We start from the raw sequence: 18,647 nt of genomic DNA on the forward strand, positions 1-18,647 counted from the left end.
AAATTAAGGGAAGGGAGAGTATAAAAATGGATAATTTTTTGATGGATGATGGTGGGTTCTTTGGCATTTTTTTAACTGGATTTCCAATCATCTTTGGTATTATTTTTATTTTAGTCATTGGCACTTTTCTATTTATTATCATCAAAAGCCTATCTAAATGGAGTCATAATAATAAACAGCCCAGGCTGAATGTAGTTGCTAAGGTTGTCACCAAACGATCAGAGAGCAGAGGAAGTGACAATTCGTCCAGTACCTGGTATTATGCGACGTTTGAGATGGAAAGCGGCGACCGAATGGAATTGACTTTAAGTGGAAAAGACTACGGGATGTTAGCAGAAGGAGATATTGGGAATCTATCTTTTCAGGGCACACGGTATCTCGGATTTTTGAGAATCTAGCTTCGACTCCTAGCTCCTCGAGGTCATAAGGATAGCCACTACGGAGGTCAACAGGAAGTTGATCACAAAGACGTTGCCACACGATGTGGCGTTCTTAGTCTTTGTTCCTTAATAGCCTCCCTTCATGCCTCTCCTTATGCTTGTCGGAGCTGGGCAGTCGCCTCAGCTTTTTATGTAATCCAGCTTCTGGGCCTAGGAGCTCGAGTCATAAGCAAATACTCTACAGGAGGGAAGAACGCCTCCCTCCGAGTATTCATCTTATGCTCGTCGCGGGCCTACAGGATGTTGGTCATGAAGACATTGCCACAGGACGTGGCGTTCTTAGTCTTCGTTCATCGATACAGGCTCTTCAGCTTTTTATGTAATCTAGCTTCAACGGCTAGAAGCTCAGGACATAAGCATGACCTCTGCGGGAGGGAAGAGCACCTCCCTCCGAGCCCCTGTCTTATGCTCCTCGCTTCTGATCAAGCCGTTTCAGCTTTTTATTTCGCCAAAGACCATTCGATCTTTTCCGTTGATATCGAACAGGACTTCTACATGGGCTTCAGGGTAAACAGCTTGCATTAGTTCTGCTACTTGCTCTCCCTGACCGGCGCCTACTTCAAATCCAACCAATGCTTTGTCTGCAAGTACACTTGGCAGATCTGATGTAATTTGGCGATAACAATCCAAGCCATCATTTCCAGCAAACAAGGCGAGATGAGGTTCATGGTTTTTAACCACATCCGAAAGGATTGCATGATCTGATTCAGGAATATAAGGAGGATTAGAAAGAAGAACATTCACCCTTTTACCAGCATCTATTAATGGTTTGAGCAAATCCCCCTGCAAGAACGCCACCTCAGCCTGAAGGCGTTGAGCATTTTCAGCTGCCTGTTTCAATGCTTTCTCTGACAAATCGACAGCCGTCACTTTCATACCTGGGCATTCCAAGGCCATCGTAATCGCAATAATCCCGCTGCCTGTCCCAATATCAGCCATGTCCAGCTTCTCTTCAGGATTGAAAAGCTTTTTTAGTTTAGCTAAGGCATGAAATATCAGCTCTTCCGTTTCAGGACGCGGAATCAATACATCTCCATTCACCAGAAATGTCCTGCCATAAAACTCCTCGCTGCCAATTATATGCTGCACAGGTACTGCTTCGATTCCATGCTTTTTTACATCCTTTATAAAGATAGCTTCTTCCTCTTCCGTTAACTCATCATGCATATTCGCAAGCATTTGAGCACGGGATAGACCCAGCTGATTCATCAACAGCCATTCTCCAGCATTTTCATCACGGCCATTCTCCCTTAAAAAAGAAGAAGCCCATCGAAGAGCTTCATACACTTTCATCATTCTTAATCCTCCGCATTTTGAAGACGGCTAGCCTGGTCCTCAACAATCAATGCATCAATCACTTCATCCAATTTGCCTTCCATGATTTGATCCAGCTTTTGAATGGTTAATCCAATGCGGTGATCTGTAACACGGTTTTGCGGATAATTATACGTACGGATACGTTCTGAGCGATCCCCTGTTCCGACTGCAGATTTACGAGCACTGTCATACTCAGCCTGTGCTTCCTGCTGGAATTTATCATAAATACGAGCACGCAATACTTTCATTGCTTTCTCTTTGTTTTTAATCTGGGATTTTTCATCCTGGCAGGATACAACAATCCCCGTAGGAACGTGAGTAAGACGTACAGCTGACATGGTAGTGTTAACACTTTGTCCGCCCGGTCCGCTGGATGCAAACGTATCTACACGGATATCTTTGTCATGAACTTCAACCTCAACCTCTTCTGCCTCCGGTAAGCAAGCCACAGTCGCTGTTGATGTGTGAATACGACCGCCTGATTCTGTTTCAGGGACACGTTGTACACGATGGGCACCGTTTTCGAATTTCATCTTGGAGTATGCGCCATTTCCATTAATCATAAAGATGATTTCTTTATAACCGCCAAGCCCCGTTGGATTTGAATCCATTACATCAATCTTCCATCCTTGTGCCTCAGCATAACGGCTGTACATTCTATAAAGACTTCCTGCGAATAGGGCCGCTTCATCACCGCCGGCTGCTCCGCGAATTTCCATAATAACGTTTTTATCATCATTAGGATCTTTGGGAATTAGCAATACTTTAAGCTTTTCTTCCAACTCTTTCATTTGTCCGGAAAGTTCATCTACTTCTTCCTTCACCATTTCACGCATTTCAGCATCCAGCTTCTCTTCAAGCATTGCTTTCGCATCAACAAATTGGGAACGTACATCTTTATATTCTCGATACGCAAAGACAGTCTCCTGAATATCTGATTGTTCCTTGGAATATTCGCGAAGCTTCTTAGTGTCATTTACGATTTCCGGGTCACTCAAAAGCTCATTTAATTTGTCATATCGGTCTTCTACCGCTTGTAAACGATCGATCAATTTCTTCACCTCATTAACAGGTTTTTAAAAGAGGTTTTTACCTCAGTATTTGATTTGTTTATTGTACCACAATCAGACGGAAACGAAAAAAAGAGACGGCAAAGATGAACATACATCCTTTAATCTGCCATACCCTTTTATTTCTGACATACAAAAACACCCCCAAATTCCACTTATTCCTCCGGAGGTGTTCATTCCTTTTAAAGCCTGTTTGTTTTTATGTTTTCGATACCACCGTTAATCGGTGTATGTACCGTTTCTTGTTTGCCTGGTACTTCATGATGATGACGGCATCTTGGCTCATAGGATTCCGATGCACCCACTAAAATAACAGGGTCCTCATAGCCTGCAGGCTTCTTATCAATCAAACGCTGCGTCCGGCTTGCAGGGGATCCGCATACGGAACAAACTGCCTGTAGTTTTGTTACCTGTTCTGCCAGGCACATTAACTCCGGCATCGGCCCGAATGGCTCTCCTCTAAAATCCTGATCAAGGCCAGCCAGGATTACTCGATAGCCGCTGTCTGCCAAATGCTGAGCAACCTGTACAATTTCTTCGTCAAAAAACTGCACTTCATCAATGGCAATTAAATCTGTATCTAAATCTATATGATCGAAGATATGGGATGAATGCGTAATGCCTTTGGCAATAACAGAAGTTCCATTGTGGGAAACCACCGCTTCCTCACTGTATCGATTATCAATAGCCGGTTTGAAAACAGCAATGGATTGCTTAGCAAAGACCGCTCTCCTTACCCTGCGAATCAGTTCTTCAGATTTTCCGGAAAACATGCTGCCACAAATTAATTCTATCCAGCCAAATTGTTTCGTTTCGTACATGTGTTGGGGTCTCCCTTCCTGTCTTTACTAGGTTCATTAGGATTTTGCTTGTAACATTCCTGCATTTACTATACCAATAGATAATTATACATCATAAACTGCTCAAGAAAAGATTTTTTATCATTTGTTAATAGAGACCTTTGTTGTTAAAAAATTGATATAACTCCTCTAAAAACATACAAACACAGACCAACATGTTTTTCTCAGTACATTAGCCTGTGTCTGCCTTAAAGCAAAAAAACAGGCAAGCGGCTTACCCGCTGCCTGTTTCCGAAAATCAAAATTATTGTTCTTGTTGTTGGGATTTGAAACCATACTTCTTGTTGAAACGCTCAACACGTCCATCAGCAGAAGCAAACTTTTGACGTCCAGTGTAGAATGGGTGGCATTCATTGCAAACCTCTACGCGCACCTCTTCTTTAACAGAGCCAGTTACAAATTCATTACCACAAGCACATTTAACAGTTGCTGTTTTGTAATTAGGGTGAATTCCTGTTTTCATCTTTTCCACTCCTTCCGCCCTGAGTCTTTCGAAACAGAGTTATCAAGCGTGCTCTTTTTAGTATAAGCACACTCAAGATATTATAACAGACGTGTTATTTTAAATCAACAGCTACTGCTACTATTACAAGATTCTTTTCGATCCGCCCGTTGACTTTTTCATCTCGTCATCGAGGTATTGAAAGAATTCTTGGTTGGTTTTAGTTTGTTTAAGTTTTCGTAACAGACGCTCAGCAAAATCAGGCATATCTGACATCGTTTTGCGAATAGCCCATAATTTTTCCAAATGGTCTTTCGGAATAATAAGCTCCTCTTTCCTTGTCCCAGATCGGCGAATATCAATAGCAGGGAATATTCTTCTTTCTGCTAGTGAGCGATCCAGGTGAAGCTCCATATTACCCGTTCCTTTAAATTCTTCGTAAATAACGTCATCCATTCTTGAACCTGTATCCACAAGAGCTGTTGCTAAAATGGTTAAGCTACCGCCTTCTTCAATATTACGGGCAGCTCCAAAGAAACGCTTCGGACGGTGAAATGCCGCCGGGTCAATCCCACCTGACAATGTTCTGCCGCTTGGAGGGATTACTAGGTTATAAGCACGTGCCAATCTTGTTATACTATCCATTAAAATAATAACATCTCGTTTATGCTCAACCAGACGCATAGCACGCTCTAATACAAGCTCTGCTACTTTGATATGGTTTTCAGGAACCTCATCAAATGTTGAGCTGACTACATCTGCCTGTACAGATCGCTCGATATCTGTTACTTCCTCAGGACGCTCGTCAATTAAAAGGACGATTAATTCCGCATCCGGGTGATTCGTTGTAATGGCATTGGCGATTTCTTTAAGAAGCATCGTTTTACCAGCCTTTGGAGGTGCGACAATCAATCCACGTTGCCCAAAACCAACAGGTGCTACGATATCCATTACACGTGTAGATACATTGCGGGGAGTTGTTTCAAGTACAACCTGACGATCAGGATACAGCGGAGTTAATGCAGGGAAATGCACCCTCTCCTTAGCTGATTCAGGATTATCCCCATTCACTGCTTCAACATGCAATAATCCATAATACCGTTCATTTTCTTTTGGAGGACGTACCTTACCGGATACTTTATCACCGTTTCTTAGATCAAATCGGCGAATCTGAGATGCCGAAATATAGATATCCTCTGAACTTGGTGAGTAATTGATCGGTCTTAGGAATCCAAACCCTTCAGATGGAATGATTTCTAAAACACCTTCCATGAATAGGTACCCATCTCGCTCCGCCTGAGCTTTTAAGATGGCAAAGATCAATTCTTTCTTTGTCAGCTTACTATAATAGGACACTTTATACTTTTTAGCTTGTTCATAAAGCTCTTTTAGCTTTAAATTCTCTAAATCGGAAATTGTTAATTCCATTATGACACCACACTTCAGTAAATTAATTAGATTGATTTTAGTGATTTGTTTATTACTACATGGATAGGGTTATCAAGAAGAAAATATTTAGGAAGGTAAAAGGATGAGTTGCGGTTTAAATCCACGTAAACCATTTGTTGCTTTCATTAGCAATTATATTCTATTCTATTTTTTTCTCAAAAACAAATCCATTTTACTCGCTTTTGATTCAGACTTCAACTATTAACATCACATAGAGGTTTTTAAAACTATTGCAACATTCTCAATATATCACAATTTCATAATTTTTATAATAAAGTCCTCCAGATTTTCACCTGGAGGAACTACTATTTTTATCTAAATTACGTTTTCATAACCAAATTTGGTTTCTTATTTAGATTGTTACATTAAGAATTCTTAAGCTGCTCAATCTCTCTCGGCGATAATTGTTCTCTCCATATGGTCGCTCCCAGTCCTGAAAGCTTGTCCACTATAAAGCTGTATCCCCGATCGATATGCTCGACACCGGTTATTTCGGTAACTCCCTCTGCTAATAGACCAGCAATAATTAAAGCAGCTCCGGCGCGCAAATCACTTGCCTTCACTTTTGCTCCATTAAGCTGAACAGGTCCATTAATAATTGCAGAACGGCCTTCTACCTTAATATCGGCGTTCATCCTGCTTAATTCATCTATATGTTTAAATCGAGATCCATATATGGTATCCGTAACAACGGAAGATCCAGTAGCCTTCGTCAATAATGCTGTTAAGGGCTGCTGTAAATCCGTAGGGAAACCAGGATATACAAGGGTTTTTATATCTACTGCTTTTAATTTTTCAGCCTTCGGTATATAAATCTGGTCGTCCCGCTCTTCAATATCAATTCCCATTTCTCTTAGCTTTGCAATCAGGGATTCAAGATGCTGCGGTATTACATTATCAATCAATATACCTTCTCCAACTGCTGCGGCAACAATCATATAGGTTCCTGCCTCGATACGGTCAGGAATAATGGTATGTCTGCAACCATGAAGTTTTTCGACACCCTCGATACGAATGACATCCGTACCTGCACCTTTGATACGGGCTCCCATATTCGTTAACAATGTTGCAACATCGATAATTTCCGGCTCTTTCGCAGCATTTTCAATAATGGTTTTGCCTTTAGCTAATACAGCTGCGAGCATGATATTAATCGTTGCTCCTACGCTGACAACATCCAGGTAGATTCGGGCTCCACGTAATTCTTCAGCACGCAAATAGATTGCCCCCTGCTCATTTGTTACCTGAGCACCGAGAGCTTCAAATCCTTTGATATGCTGATCAATTGGGCGAGGTCCCAAATAGCATCCCCCCGGCAAGCCAATAACTGCTTTCTTAAATTTACCGAGCATCGCTCCCATTAAATAATAGGAGGCACGTAATTGTTTGACCCTTCCGTTTGGAAGAGGCATTGATATCATCTTACTCGGATCAACAGTCATTTCAGTTGAGTCAAGTGTTACCTGACCGCCGATTTCTTCAAGTAATCCTTTAAGCATTTCTACGTCAGAGATATTTGGAAGCCCCTCAATTGTTACAGATGAGTCAGCAAGAATAGTTGCTGGTATTAAAGCAACTGCACTATTCTTTGCACCACTTATGCGAACTTCCCCTTTTAGCGGATACCCACCCGCTATTTTAAGCTTTTCCATAATAACTCCCTTCTGCGCCCTTGATGTGATTTTATCCGTCCGGCGAGAATAAGGTAAATATTACCACAAAAATCACCTGAATTAAAGCTAGTCTGTCAAATTGTTTCACAAGCTCGGATCATTCATACATATTTTACCACGATTATTTTTCTGTTCTTGTTTCCCAATCCTTAAGGAATGCTTCAATTCCTTTGTCTGTTAGCGGATGCTTACAAATTTGAAGAATTACGTTATAAGGAACCGTTGCAATATGTGCGCCGCGAAGTGCTGCTTGCGTCACATGCTGTGGATGACGGATACTTGCTGCAATAATCTCTGAATCGATATCATGGATTGCAAAGATTTCTGCAATTTCAGCTATTAAATCAAGTCCATTTTGTCCAATATCATCTAATCTTCCGATAAAAGGAGAAACATATGTTGCACCTGCTCTAGCAGCTAATAAAGCCTGATTGGCATTAAAAATTAAAGTTACGTTTGTTTTGATTCCTGCTTCAGTCAATGCATGAACTGCTTTTAATCCGTCTGGAGTCATTGGTACTTTTACTGTGATGTTCGGAGCAATCTCAGCTAATTCTTTACCCTCACGAATCATACCTTCCGCATCCAGTGCAATAACCTCTGCACTTACAGAACCAGGTACCAACGCTGTTATTTCACGCAGACGATCATGGAAAGAAACATCTTTTTCCTTCGCAACTAATGATGGGTTCGTTGTTACACCTGCCAAAATACCAAGTGCATGGGCCTCTTTAATTTCATTTAAGTTTGCTGTATCTATAAAAAACTTCATTTAAATTCCTCCTTGAATGAATTTCTATGTCTTTTATATTGTGTCATTGTTCTCCATTTTGAGCAAATAATTTCACCTTTAAAAACGTATGATTTAACCAAAATTATGTATAGTAAAAAAGAGGATCCCATGATGAGTGGCATCCTCTCGTAAAGATATCTTTTATGCTTTGTTATTAGAACCGAATTCACGAATTTTACCGATAACCGTTTCTTTAATTGCTTCACGAGCTGGTCCAAGGTATTTACGTGGATCGTATACTTCTTTGTCCGCAGCCAATACTTCACGTACCGCTTTAGCAGAAGTGATTTGGTTTTCAGTATTTACATTAATTTTAGCTGTTCCAAGAGAAATGGCTTTTTGGATATCGTGTAAAGGAATACCGGATCCACCGTGAAGTACTAATGGCATACCAGTTTCTTTTCCGATTTCTTCCATCTCTTTGAAACCTAATTTCGGTTCACCTTTGTAAGGTCCGTGAACAGAGCCTAACGCTGGAGCAAGACAGTCGATATTTGTACGTTTTACAAGATCTTTACACTCTTCAACGTCAGCATAGATAACGCCATCAGCTACTACGTCATCTTCTTGTCCGCCAACTGTTCCAAGTTCTGCTTCAACAGAAACACCATTTGCATGAGCATATTCAACCACTTTAGAAGTAATTTCAATATTCTCTTCGTATGGGTGATGAGAAGCATCAATCATAACGGAAGTGAATCCTGCATCAACAGCTTCTTTACATTTTTCAAAGCTGGAACCGTGGTCTAAGTGAATAGCAACTGGAACTGTTGTCTTGTATTCTTCCATTAAGGCTTTTGTCATTGCTACACACACTTTAAAACCGCCCATGTAACGAGCTGCCCCTTCAGAAACCCCTAAGATTACTGGAGATTTTTCTTCCTCAGCAGCTTGAAGAATAGCTTGGGTATACTCTAGATTATTGATATTAAATTGTCCAACTGCATATCCTTCTTCTTTTGCTTTGTTCAGCATTTCAGTCATTGATACTAAAGGCATTTTTCTTCCTCCTTGTTAATAATAAGCTCGAGCCAAACGGCTTCCCTTATCATTTTCCCTAATGGATCGATATGTATTCCCCCTTCTGCAAAAAGCGTCAGAGGGAAGTTATCTCTAGCATATCAACTTGTCCTCAAACTATCAACAAGTGTGCAAAATGTACATTTAACTGTCAATTTTAGCAACCGGTAAATGATCCTTTACCGCTTTCCTAATATCATCAATATCAAATGGTTTTGCAAAATGAGTCAAGGCTCCCAGGTTCATCGCTTCCTGAATCATATCTAATTCTCCATACGCTGTCATAATTAATACACGAATGCCCTGATCTTCTTCTTTCATTCTTTTTAAAATCTCAATTCCGTCCATACCGGGAATTTTCATATCCAGCAACACTAAATCTGGTGATTCACTTTTCTGGAGCGCCAATGCCTGCTCTCCATTTGCCGCCAGAAATGTTTGATATCCTTCCTGCTGCAGTACTTCATTCAGCAAAATACGGATGCCAAATTGATCATCAACAATTAAAATTTTTTCATTCATTTTACACAGCTCCTTCTTTCCGTTAGCCTGTATAAATAAGACACTTAAATCTATAAGTTCTACTAATAGGTAAATAATACCTTTATTCAAACGAAATTGTCTTTCGACAATTTACGTTCAAGCATTTATACTTTGACAGGAACTTATCATTTTAATGCTGTAAAAACAGTAAAAATGAAAGCATCTATTACTATTAAAATCAGGAGTTGACCCAAATGCTGAAAATATATTTAACTCAATTAACTGGTATTTATAAAAAAATTGAACAAGATGAACAGGAAAATATGGAGGACGCAGCGAGATTATTAGCTCAGGCTTTAGTCAGCCATGGTATTGTTTATCTTCATGGTTTTAAAGAAATGGATGGGATTATCAGCCAGGCAATCGATGGACCTGAACCGATCAAGGGCGTGAAGCGATTGTATAACGGCCAATATATGGCTCAAATCGAGCAACGAGACCGCGCCATCATTTTTGCACGAACTGCAACCGAACCGGAAGCAGTTGCTTTAGCTGAATCCTTAAACGGACAGCGTATCCCTTTTGTTGCCGTTTCCCTGGCTCCTGCTGCAGATGATATCAATACGCCGAACCTTGCCAATCTGGCAGATATCCATATTGATTTAAAAGCAACACGAGGTCTTATTCCAAATGAGGATGGAACAAGAAGCGGGATTCCCACCCTTGCAGCCGCCCTCTTCGTTTATCAGGGAATCACTCTGTCAATCGATGAAATCATTAAGGAATATGAAGAAGAATAATTATCCTGCTTGGCCAAAAAATAACTTTACATTACGTAAGCGCATACCAGCAAGTTTCTTGTCTGTTTTTGTTTGATAAAAGTTTTCTGATAATGATTTCGTTTACTATATAAAGTTGTAAGTTTGGACGATTGAGATTAGTTGAAATTTTATAATTTCAACTAATTGAATAGCCTTTTCAGATGAGCGTTTTCCAATTTATTGAACCTTTATAGGACGAATTGTATATTTAATCGCCCTTATGAGTACAAATATCACTTTTGAGTAAAAAATCACTCGAAAATAAAAAAGGTGTACAGAGCTATCAGTAGTAACTGATTTTCTGTACACCTTTATTTTTATTATTTTTCGCCTAGTGATGCATGAATGAATTCACGGAACAATGGCTGCGGACGCTGTGGTCTTGATTTGAATTCTGGATGGAATTGAGAAGCAATGAACCAAGGATGATCCTTCAATTCAATAATTTCTACCAGACGTCCATCCGGGCTGGTACCTGAGAAGATAAAGCCTTGTTTCTCCATATCTTCGCGGTAATGGTTGTTGAACTCATAACGATGGCGGTGGCGCTCATATACCACTTCATCTTGATAAGCTTCAAATGTTTTCGTTCCAGGAACAATTTTACATGGATATAAACCAAGTCTAAGAGTCCCGCCAAGGTCCTCGATATCAATTTGTTCAGGAAGTAAGTCAATGATTGGGTTTGTCGTTTCCGGATTAAGCTCAGAAGAATGAGCATCTTTTAACCCAAGAACGTTACGTGCAAATTCAATGGATGCTAACTGCATACCAAGACAGATTCCAAAGAACGGCTTTTTGTTAGTGCGGGCATATTCGGTTGCCAGGATTTTTCCTTCAACACCACGGTCTCCAAATCCGCCCGGCACCAAAATACCATCCACATCATCAAGCATTTCATTTACATTCTCTTTATTTACATGCTCTGCGTTAATCCATTTAATCTTCACATCTGCATCAAATGCATAGCCGGCATGTTTTAATGCTTCTACTACAGAAATATAGGCATCTTGAAGCTCTACATATTTTCCAACAAGACCGATTTTCACTTCTTTGGTCAGATTCGTTACTTTATGTAGCAACTCTTTCCATTCTGTCATATCTGCATCGTTTGTTTGCAATTTCAAATGGTTACAAACAATTTCGTCCATTCCTTGTGCCTGAAGATCCAATGGAATGGAATATAAAGTTTCTGCATCACGGCACTCGATGACAGAATTTTTATCAATGTCACAGAACAGAGCAAGTTTGTCTTTCATATCCTGAGAGATTGGTAATTCTGTACGCACGACGATAATATTTGGCTGAATACCTAAGCTGCGCAATTCTTTAACACTGTGCTGTGTAGGCTTTGTTTTCATTTCACCAGCAGCTTTAAGGTAAGGAATCAATGTACAGTGAATGTATAGAACGTTATCGCTGCCAATATCACTCTTAATTTGACGAATCGCTTCCAGGAATGGCAAGGATTCAATATCCCCTACTGTTCCGCCAATTTCGGTAATAACGACATCCGCATTTGTATCATGGCCAGCTTTCAAAATCCGCTCTTTAATCTCATTCGTAATATGCGGGATTACTTGCACCGTTCCGCCTAAATAGTCTCCGCGGCGCTCTTTCTTTAACACGTGAGAGTAAACTTTACCTGTTGTTACATTGGAAAGCTTAGATAAATTGATATCAATAAAACGCTCATAATGGCCTAAGTCTAAATCTGTTTCTGCACCATCATCTGTTACGAAAACTTCACCATGTTGATAAGGACTCATCGTTCCCGGGTCCACATTGATGTATGGGTCAAATTTTTGGATTGTCACTTTCAAGCCTCTGTTTTTCAATAAGCGGCCAAGTGAAGCAGCTGTAATCCCTTTTCCTAAAGAAGATACAACTCCGCCTGTAACAAAAATATATTTTGTCATCTATAAAAACCTCCTAAAAGATCGTATTGATTTCATTTGGTAAGCACAAATCTATTAATAGTGATTAGTTTTTGTTTTTTCATCGGGCCTATCCCCTAAAAAAAAATAAAAAAGCCCCCTTGCAAGCAAGGGAGCTTAAAATCGCTTAATAGTGTTTCCTTTATTTTAAAGGAGCCCAATGAATATTCTACAAAGATTGACACTTTAAGTCAAGGTTAAAGGATTAGCGATTGTCGTCCTCTTCTTCTTCGTCAATCACAAGATCTTCTTCCTCTTCTTCTTCGTCGTCAAGATCATAATCATCCTCAACGATAACTTCGTCCTCGATTAGATCCTCGTCATCATCATCCTCATCATCATCGATGTCATCGATATCGTCGAAATCATCAATTAAAGAATCATCCTCATCATCGTCGTCATCGAAGTCATCAAGATCATCAAAATCAAGAACTTCATCCTCATCATCAAAGTCATCAACGAGTGCTTTTTTGCCTTTTTTCTTCTTCTTCACTTTAGAAGCTGGAACTGTTTCTTCTTCAACTTGTTCAACAGGGTACCATCCTTTTAGTCCCCAGCGATTGTCTCCAATACTGATAAAACGGCCGTCTACATTTAGATCTGTATAGAATTGGCCCATTTTTGCACTAACTTCTTCATCTGTCAAACCAAGTAATTTTTGGATTTTATCCATCATTACCTTAAAATCTATTGCTTCTTTCTTTTCTATAAGTAACACGTTCGCAATTTCAATGTAAGCCATTTCACTTACTTCTTCCTTAGACAGGTTGGCTAGTTTCATTGTTCGCACTTCCTTTCTATCAAATCAACATGAATGCCCAATTATGCATATCCCATTATAACCAAACGATTCATCTTTTTGCCACTTTATTTTATCCGTTCTATCCTTTTTCCTCTTGCGGCTTTATAAGAATATAAATAAAAAGCCATCACAAGGACTTAAAGGGGCACTGATCGGTCTTTGTTCAACCCGTTTCCAGTATCCTCTCGTTTCTCCATTATAACCTGCTTTTATGTATCTTATAATAAAAAGCTTCTACTTTTTTATCCTACCATACAACCAGCTATTAATGTTCAATCCCATACACAAATATTGAGCAAATGATCAATCCTTTGAATGTCATCCTAAAAAATCAGAGTACAGACATTAATTAGTCTGTACTCTGGTAGCACAGAAACTTACATATTTCTGCGATATTGCCCTCCAACTTCATATAATGCATGGGTGATTTGGCCAAGACTGGCTGTTTTAACAGTTTCCATCAGCTGTTCAAATATGTTCTCTCCATTAATGGCAGCCTCTTTGAGTTGAGTTAGAGCATTTTCTGCAGCCATTCCATGAATCTCCTTAAATTTATCTAGATTAGCAATTTGTAAATCCTTTTCATCCTTTGTGGCACGGGCCAATTCCATATTGTTTACTTCATCTTCACTCGGCGGATTAGGATTTAAATAGGTGTTCACACCAATAATCGGAAGCTCACCCGAATGCTTTTTCATTTCATAAACAAGAGATTCATCCTGAATTTTGCCACGTTGATACTGCATTTCCATTGCTCCAAGGACTCCACCTCTGTCGTTGATTCGTTCAAATTCGCGGAGAACCGCTTCTTCTACTAAATCCGTTAATTCCTCAACAATGAAGGAACCCTGAAGAGAATTTTCATTCTTCATCCAGCCAAATTCTTTCGTAACAATCATCTGAATGGCCATGGCCCTTCGTACGGATTCCTCCGTTGGTGTAGTGATTGCTTCGTCATAGGCATTGGTATGCAGGGAGTTACAATTATCCTGCAAAGCAAGCAAAGCCTGCAGAGTCGTACGGATATCATTAAAATCAATTTCCTGAGCATGCAGGGAACGTCCCGAGGTTTGGATATGATATTTCAGCTTTTGGCTTCGTTCATTCGCACCGTATTTATCTCTCATAACAATTGCCCATATTCGCCTTGCCACACGTCCGAGAACAGTATATTCTGGGTCCAGTCCATTTGAGAAAAAGAACGAGAGATTCGGTGCAAACGAATCAATGTCCATACCTCGGCTTAAATAATATTCTACATACGTAAAGCCATTCGACAGTGTAAATGCTAATTGTGAAATGGGATTTGCTCCTGCCTCAGCGATGTGATAACCGGATATGGAGACAGAATAATAATTTCTCACCCGATTTTTTACGAAGTACTCCTGGATATCGCCCATCAGTTTTAATGCGAACTCAGTAGAAAAGATACATGTATTCTGTCCCTGATCTTCCTTTAAAATATCTGCCTGAACGGTTCCTCTGACAATCTCCAGGGTCTCTTTTTTTACAGTTTCCTTTTCCTCAGAAGTAAGAGTTCTTTTAAGCTCTGCTTGCTTTTTCTCTATTTGTTGATCAATGGCGGTATTCATAAACATAGCAAGAATGATGGGAGCAGGGCCATTGATTGTCATAGAAACGGAAGTACTTGGTGAACATAAATCAAACCCATCATAGAGTTTTTTCATATCCTCAAGGGCACAGACACTTACACCGCTTTCCCCAACCTTCCCATAAATATCTGGGCGTATATGCGGATCCTCGCCATATAGTGTGACCGAATCAAAAGCCGTGCTCAGCCGTTTGGCCGTATCATCCTTTGATAAATAATGAAAACGGCGGTTCGTTCTCTCCGGTGATCCTTCTCCGGCAAATTGCCGCTTCGGATCCTCTTCCTGTCTTTTAAACGGAAACACACCTGCAGTGAACGGAAATTTCCCGGGAACATTCTCTTTCTGTACCCAGCGCAGGATTTCTCCATAATCCTGAAACTTAGGTAAAGCTACTTTCGGTATGGTCAGACCACTTAATGTACTAGTCCTCAATTCTGTCTTAATTTCCTTATTTCGTACTTTCGTAATCAGTTCTGTTTTTGAATATAATTCCTTCTGATTATTCCAGCCATCAAGAATGGCTTTTGACTCATTGGTTAGATTTTGCCTGTATCCCTTTTGAAGCTCGCTCAGCGGCTCTGTTCCATCCGCTGAATATCCCTCTTCCTCTAACGCCTGTATGGTACCTTCTATTTGAAATAATCGCCTGGCAATCTGTTGTTGCTCAAGTGAGGCGGTATGATATTGCTTTACTGTTTCAGCGATTTCCCGTAAGTAATATTGACGGTCGGGAGGGATGATGACATTTTGCTTTTCTGAACGCACAGATGTATTAAAACGGCTTTTGTATTCCTGACCTGTTTTCTTCTCAATGACTTCAAGCAACGCAGCAAAAAGTGCGTTTGTACCCACATCATTAAACTGGCTCGCAATCGTTCCGTACACCGGCATTTCAGCCAGATCCTTATCAAATAGATTGCGGCTGCGCTGGTATTGTTTTTGAACCTGGCGCAATGCATCCTCTGATCCTTTTCTTTCAAATTTATTAATAACAATTAAATCAGCAAAATCAATCATATCTATTTTCTCAAGCTGTGAAGGGGCTCCAAACTCACTTGTCATGACATACATGGATATATCACATACTTCCGTTATTGCCGCATCTCCCTGGCCAATTCCGCTTGTTTCAATAATTACAGCATCAAATCCGGCTGCTTTTACGACAGCTATTGCATCTTTTATCGAATTGGAAAGCTCAGAGTGTGAGTTCCGCGTCGCCAAGCTCCTCATATACACACGCGGATGAAAAATGGCATTCATTCGTATTCTGTCTCCAAGCAACGCTCCGCCTGTTTTTTGCTTCGTTGGGTCAATCGAAAGAATTGCTATGTTTTGTTCAGGGATTTCATTAATGAATCGCCTTATTAATTCATCTGTAAGCGAGCTCTTTCCCGCTCCCCCAGTACCGGTTATCCCAATTACCGGAATATGATTAACCTGTTTATCATCTATTTTTTGCAGTTCATCTGACAAAGCAACGGCTTCCTGCCCAGCCAGCAAGCGATTTTCCACCATCGTAATCGCGCGTGCTACAGTTAATGGGGCCGATACGGATAGATTCCCCTCATTCAACTCTTCAAGCGGGGGCAGTGGATAATCACATTCACGTATTAGCAATTCCATCATGCCCTCAAGGCCCATATCTCTTCCATCATCCGGTGAAAAAATCTTTGCAATCCCATATTCATGCAGCTCTTTAATCTCCCTTGGTATGATGACTCCTCCGCCGCCCCCATAAATACGAATATGGCCGGCTCCTCTTTCCTTGAGCAAATCGTACATATACTTAAAAAATTCTACGTGACCACCCTGATAGGAAGAAACAGCAATCCCCTGAACATCCTCCTGAATAGCTGCATTAACAATTTCCTCAACAGAACGATTATGACCAAGGTGAATCACCTCCGCTCCTTTTGCCTGAAGAATTCTTCTCATAATATTGACACTGACATCGTGCCCATCAAATAAACTCGAAGCCGTCACAAAACGGATAGGGTGTTTCGGTTTATATCCTTTATTCATCTTTTTTCATTCCCCTTTGCTTATCTGTTTTCCCCATTGGCTAAACCGCTTAAAAGAAGATGCGATTGCATTTCAATATATTGATCGATTGTAAAGCTTTTTCTAAGTCCCCATCTCCTGAATGCCCACATTTGTCCATGAACAATAATGTTATGTGCAAGCAGGTGAATTTGTATCGGGCTTAAATCAATTTCCTCATGCTGTACACATGTCTGAATAAGTTCCTCAAACATTTTCGTCATTTCATTTTCTTTATTTAATACATATGGCAGTGCTGCCCTACTCAACGATTTTGCTTCCTGGTACATCACCAATACTTCATCCTGCATTTCATCACAAATTTTAAAATAATAGGCGATACCTAAGCGCAGTCCGGCAAATGTCCCCTCGCTTTCTTCAAGCGCCTTTTGAAGCCGGTCCTTCACCTCATCGTAAATATTGTCACAAACGAGATATAAAATATCATCCTTGGATCTGATATATTCATAGAGCGTTCCAATACTGAATCCTGCTGCCTTCGCTATTTCCCTTGTTGTTGTTCGGTGGTAGCCCTTCTCTATGAATAAAGAGACCGCCCCTTTGATCATCTCGTCCCGGCGTTTTTTCACTAGCCTCTCATCCTTTACTGAGGCATGGACTACGATTCTCTTCACCCTTTCACCCACCTACCTACAAGTATTTCTTTTAAAAATCAATTCTCCCCGGATAAAGATAGCCGGGAAGAACCCTATAAAAATTTGAAATTAGTTTTTGGTGAGCATTCTTGAGATAACAAGTCTTTGGATTTCCTGTGTTCCTTCATAAATTTGTGTTATTTTCGCATCACGCATATAGCGTTCAACCGGATAATCCTTTGTATATCCATACCCGCCAAATACCTGTACCGCTTCTGTTGTGACCTTCATTGCTGTATCGCCGGCAAATAATTTGGACATAGCCGACTCTTTTCCATACGGAAGTCCCTCGGATTCCAGCCAAGCCGCCTGATAGGTTAAAAGTCTTGAAGCCTCTATACTGGTTGCCATATCTGCAAGCTTAAAGCCAACTCCCTGCTGGGCAGAAATTGGTTTGCCGAACTGAACTCGCTCCTTCGCATAATCCACTGCAGCGTCGAGCGCTCCCTGAGCGATTCCAACAGCCTGCGCAGCAATGCCATTTCTTCCTCCATCAAGGGTCATCATGGCGATTTTAAATCCTTCTCCCTCTGTACCTAATAGATTCTCCTTCGGTACTTTACACTCTTCAAAAATAATCTCTGTTGTTGGAGATGAACGAATCCCGAGTTTCTTTTCCTTTTTTCCAACACTAAAGCCAGGGAAATCTTTCTCCACAATGAATGCGCTTGTACCTTTATGTTTAGAGGACGGATCTGTCAATGCAAAGACCACATATGTATCCGCCACGCCCCCATTTGTAATGAATATTTTAGAGCCATTTAAAACATAATGATCTTCTTCCAGACGGGCAGTTGTTTTCATAGCTCCCGAATCCGAGCCCGATCCCGGCTCCGTCAGCCCATACGCTCCAATTTTCTCTCCCTGCGCCATAGGTCTTAAATATTTTTGCTTTTGTTCTTCATTGCCAAATTTATAAATTGGCCAGCCAGCCAATGATGTATGAGCAGATAGCGTAACACCTGTTGAAGCACAGACACGCGAAAGTTCTTCAATGGCAATGCAATAGGCTACATAATCACTGCCGATTCCACCATACTCCTCTGGCCAAGGAATACCTGTAAGCCCGAGCTCCGCCATTTTGTTAAAGATTTCCCTGTCAAAACGCTCTTCCTCATCCCGTTCGGCCGCAGTCGGTGCGACTTCATTCCGGGCAAAGTCCCTAACCATTTTGCGAATCATTTCATGTTCCTCTGATAATTTAAAATTCATTCCTATTTCCCCCTGTTCT

The 18,647-nt window shown here is 40.6% G+C and carries 16 protein-coding genes; 2 read left to right on the forward strand and 14 right to left on the reverse strand.

Translation table 11 applies throughout. The features are described 5' to 3' along the window. Nucleotides 1-26: 26 nt before the first annotated feature. Nucleotides 27-398, forward strand: coding sequence for a DUF2500 domain-containing protein (locus F7984_RS18105; RefSeq protein WP_066109332.1), 372 nt, complete (start codon nt 27-29; stop codon nt 396-398). Between the two features lie 474 nt (nt 399-872). Here F7984_RS18105 and prmC read toward each other — a convergent pair whose 3' ends face one another. From prmC to F7984_RS18150, 9 genes are all read right to left on the reverse strand, one after another. After that, nucleotides 873-1,733 (reverse strand): peptide chain release factor N(5)-glutamine methyltransferase, encoded by an 861-nt coding sequence (gene prmC / locus F7984_RS18110; protein WP_066109759.1) that lies wholly within the window; start codon nt 1,731-1,733, stop codon nt 873-875. Between the two features lie 5 nt (nt 1,734-1,738). Then, the gene (prfA, locus tag F7984_RS18115) at nt 1,739-2,809 is read right to left on the reverse strand and encodes a peptide chain release factor 1 (protein ID WP_066109335.1); all 1,071 of its coding nucleotides are present in this window, start codon (nt 2,807-2,809) and stop codon (nt 1,739-1,741) included. Nucleotides 2,810-3,009: 200 nt separating this feature from the next. Continuing rightward, nucleotides 3,010-3,648, reverse strand: coding sequence for a thymidine kinase (locus tag F7984_RS18120; RefSeq protein ID WP_066109338.1), 639 nt, complete (start codon nt 3,646-3,648; stop codon nt 3,010-3,012). 283 nt (nt 3,649-3,931) lie between these two features. Next, a complete protein-coding gene (gene rpmE, locus F7984_RS18125) occupies nt 3,932-4,150 on the reverse strand; it encodes a 50S ribosomal protein L31 (protein ID WP_066109340.1) in 219 nt (72 codons plus the stop codon). Between the two features lie 123 nt (nt 4,151-4,273). Beyond that, a complete protein-coding gene (gene rho / locus F7984_RS18130; protein WP_066109343.1) occupies nt 4,274-5,557 on the reverse strand; it encodes a transcription termination factor Rho in 1,284 nt (427 codons plus the stop codon). 386 nt (nt 5,558-5,943) lie between these two features. Further along, nucleotides 5,944-7,230, reverse strand: a complete 1,287-nt coding sequence (locus F7984_RS18135) for a UDP-N-acetylglucosamine 1-carboxyvinyltransferase (RefSeq protein WP_066109346.1) — start codon at nt 7,228-7,230, stop codon at nt 5,944-5,946. A gap of 142 nt (nt 7,231-7,372) precedes the next feature. Further along, complete coding sequence (gene fsa / locus F7984_RS18140) at nt 7,373-8,023, reverse strand: fructose-6-phosphate aldolase (protein ID WP_066109349.1); 651 nt, start codon at nt 8,021-8,023, stop codon at nt 7,373-7,375. A gap of 162 nt (nt 8,024-8,185) precedes the next feature. Further along, nucleotides 8,186-9,043: a class II fructose-bisphosphate aldolase gene (locus F7984_RS18145; RefSeq protein WP_066109352.1), complete on the reverse strand. Its 858-nt coding sequence runs from the start codon at nt 9,041-9,043 to the stop codon at nt 8,186-8,188. A 165-nt stretch (nt 9,044-9,208) separates the two neighbouring features. Further along, on the reverse strand, nt 9,209-9,586 hold the full coding sequence (locus F7984_RS18150) for a response regulator (protein ID WP_066109355.1): 378 nt from the start codon (nt 9,584-9,586) through the stop codon (nt 9,209-9,211). Nucleotides 9,587-9,801: 215 nt separating this feature from the next. Here F7984_RS18150 and F7984_RS18155 point away from each other — a divergent pair, with 215 nt between their 5' ends. Further along, nucleotides 9,802-10,347: a DUF2529 family protein gene (locus F7984_RS18155; RefSeq protein ID WP_066109358.1), complete on the forward strand. Its 546-nt coding sequence runs from the start codon at nt 9,802-9,804 to the stop codon at nt 10,345-10,347. 341 nt (nt 10,348-10,688) lie between these two features. Here the strand turns inward: F7984_RS18155 and F7984_RS18160 are convergent, their stop codons facing one another. The 5 genes from F7984_RS18160 to F7984_RS18180 form a co-directional block, all read right to left on the reverse strand. Then, nucleotides 10,689-12,287, reverse strand: coding sequence for a CTP synthase (locus F7984_RS18160; RefSeq protein WP_066109361.1), 1,599 nt, complete (start codon nt 12,285-12,287; stop codon nt 10,689-10,691). A gap of 223 nt (nt 12,288-12,510) precedes the next feature. Then, nucleotides 12,511-13,086 carry a DNA-directed RNA polymerase subunit delta gene (rpoE, locus tag F7984_RS18165; protein WP_066109364.1) on the reverse strand — a complete coding sequence of 192 codons (576 nt, stop codon included), beginning with the start codon at nt 13,084-13,086 and terminating at the stop codon, nt 12,511-12,513. 398 nt (nt 13,087-13,484) lie between these two features. Next, entirely contained in the window at nt 13,485-16,742 is a 3,258-nt protein-coding gene (gene icmF / locus F7984_RS18170; protein ID WP_140461893.1) for a fused isobutyryl-CoA mutase/GTPase IcmF, read from the reverse strand. Between the two features lie 20 nt (nt 16,743-16,762). After that, on the reverse strand, nt 16,763-17,395 hold the full coding sequence (locus F7984_RS18175; RefSeq protein WP_139892075.1) for a TetR/AcrR family transcriptional regulator: 633 nt from the start codon (nt 17,393-17,395) through the stop codon (nt 16,763-16,765). Between the two features lie 90 nt (nt 17,396-17,485). Further along, nucleotides 17,486-18,628 carry an acyl-CoA dehydrogenase gene (locus F7984_RS18180; protein ID WP_140461894.1) on the reverse strand — a complete coding sequence of 381 codons (1,143 nt, stop codon included), beginning with the start codon at nt 18,626-18,628 and terminating at the stop codon, nt 17,486-17,488. Nucleotides 18,629-18,647 lie beyond the last annotated feature (19 nt).

The organism is Pradoshia sp. D12 (genome assembly GCF_008935075.1).
GTDB lineage: Bacteria > Bacillota > Bacilli > Bacillales > Pradoshiaceae > Pradoshia.

Excerpts from the sequence above, each read along its gene's own strand:
- F7984_RS18105 (WP_066109332.1), top strand. The coding sequence starts at position 27 with ATGGATAATTTTTTGATGGATGATGGTGGGTTCTTTGGCATTTTTTTA.
- prmC (WP_066109759.1), bottom strand. The coding sequence starts at position 1,733 with ATGAAAGTGTATGAAGCTCTTCGATGGGCTTCTTCTTTTTTAAGGGAG.
- F7984_RS18120 (WP_066109338.1), bottom strand. The coding sequence starts at position 3,648 with ATGTACGAAACGAAACAATTTGGCTGGATAGAATTAATTTGTGGCAGC.
- rpmE (WP_066109340.1), bottom strand. The coding sequence starts at position 4,150 with ATGAAAACAGGAATTCACCCTAATTACAAAACAGCAACTGTTAAATGT.
- rho (WP_066109343.1), bottom strand. The coding sequence starts at position 5,557 with ATGGAATTAACAATTTCCGATTTAGAGAATTTAAAGCTAAAAGAGCTT.
- F7984_RS18135 (WP_066109346.1), bottom strand. The coding sequence starts at position 7,230 with ATGGAAAAGCTTAAAATAGCGGGTGGGTATCCGCTAAAAGGGGAAGTT.
- fsa (WP_066109349.1), bottom strand. The coding sequence starts at position 8,023 with ATGAAGTTTTTTATAGATACAGCAAACTTAAATGAAATTAAAGAGGCC.
- F7984_RS18145 (WP_066109352.1), bottom strand. The coding sequence starts at position 9,043 with ATGCCTTTAGTATCAATGACTGAAATGCTGAACAAAGCAAAAGAAGAA.
- F7984_RS18150 (WP_066109355.1), bottom strand. The coding sequence starts at position 9,586 with ATGAATGAAAAAATTTTAATTGTTGATGATCAATTTGGCATCCGTATT.
- F7984_RS18155 (WP_066109358.1), top strand. The coding sequence starts at position 9,802 with ATGCTGAAAATATATTTAACTCAATTAACTGGTATTTATAAAAAAATT.
- F7984_RS18160 (WP_066109361.1), bottom strand. The coding sequence starts at position 12,287 with ATGACAAAATATATTTTTGTTACAGGCGGAGTTGTATCTTCTTTAGGA.
- rpoE (WP_066109364.1), bottom strand. The coding sequence starts at position 13,086 with ATGAAACTAGCCAACCTGTCTAAGGAAGAAGTAAGTGAAATGGCTTAC.
- icmF (WP_140461893.1), bottom strand. The coding sequence starts at position 16,742 with ATGAATAAAGGATATAAACCGAAACACCCTATCCGTTTTGTGACGGCT.
- F7984_RS18180 (WP_140461894.1), bottom strand. The coding sequence starts at position 18,628 with ATGAATTTTAAATTATCAGAGGAACATGAAATGATTCGCAAAATGGTT.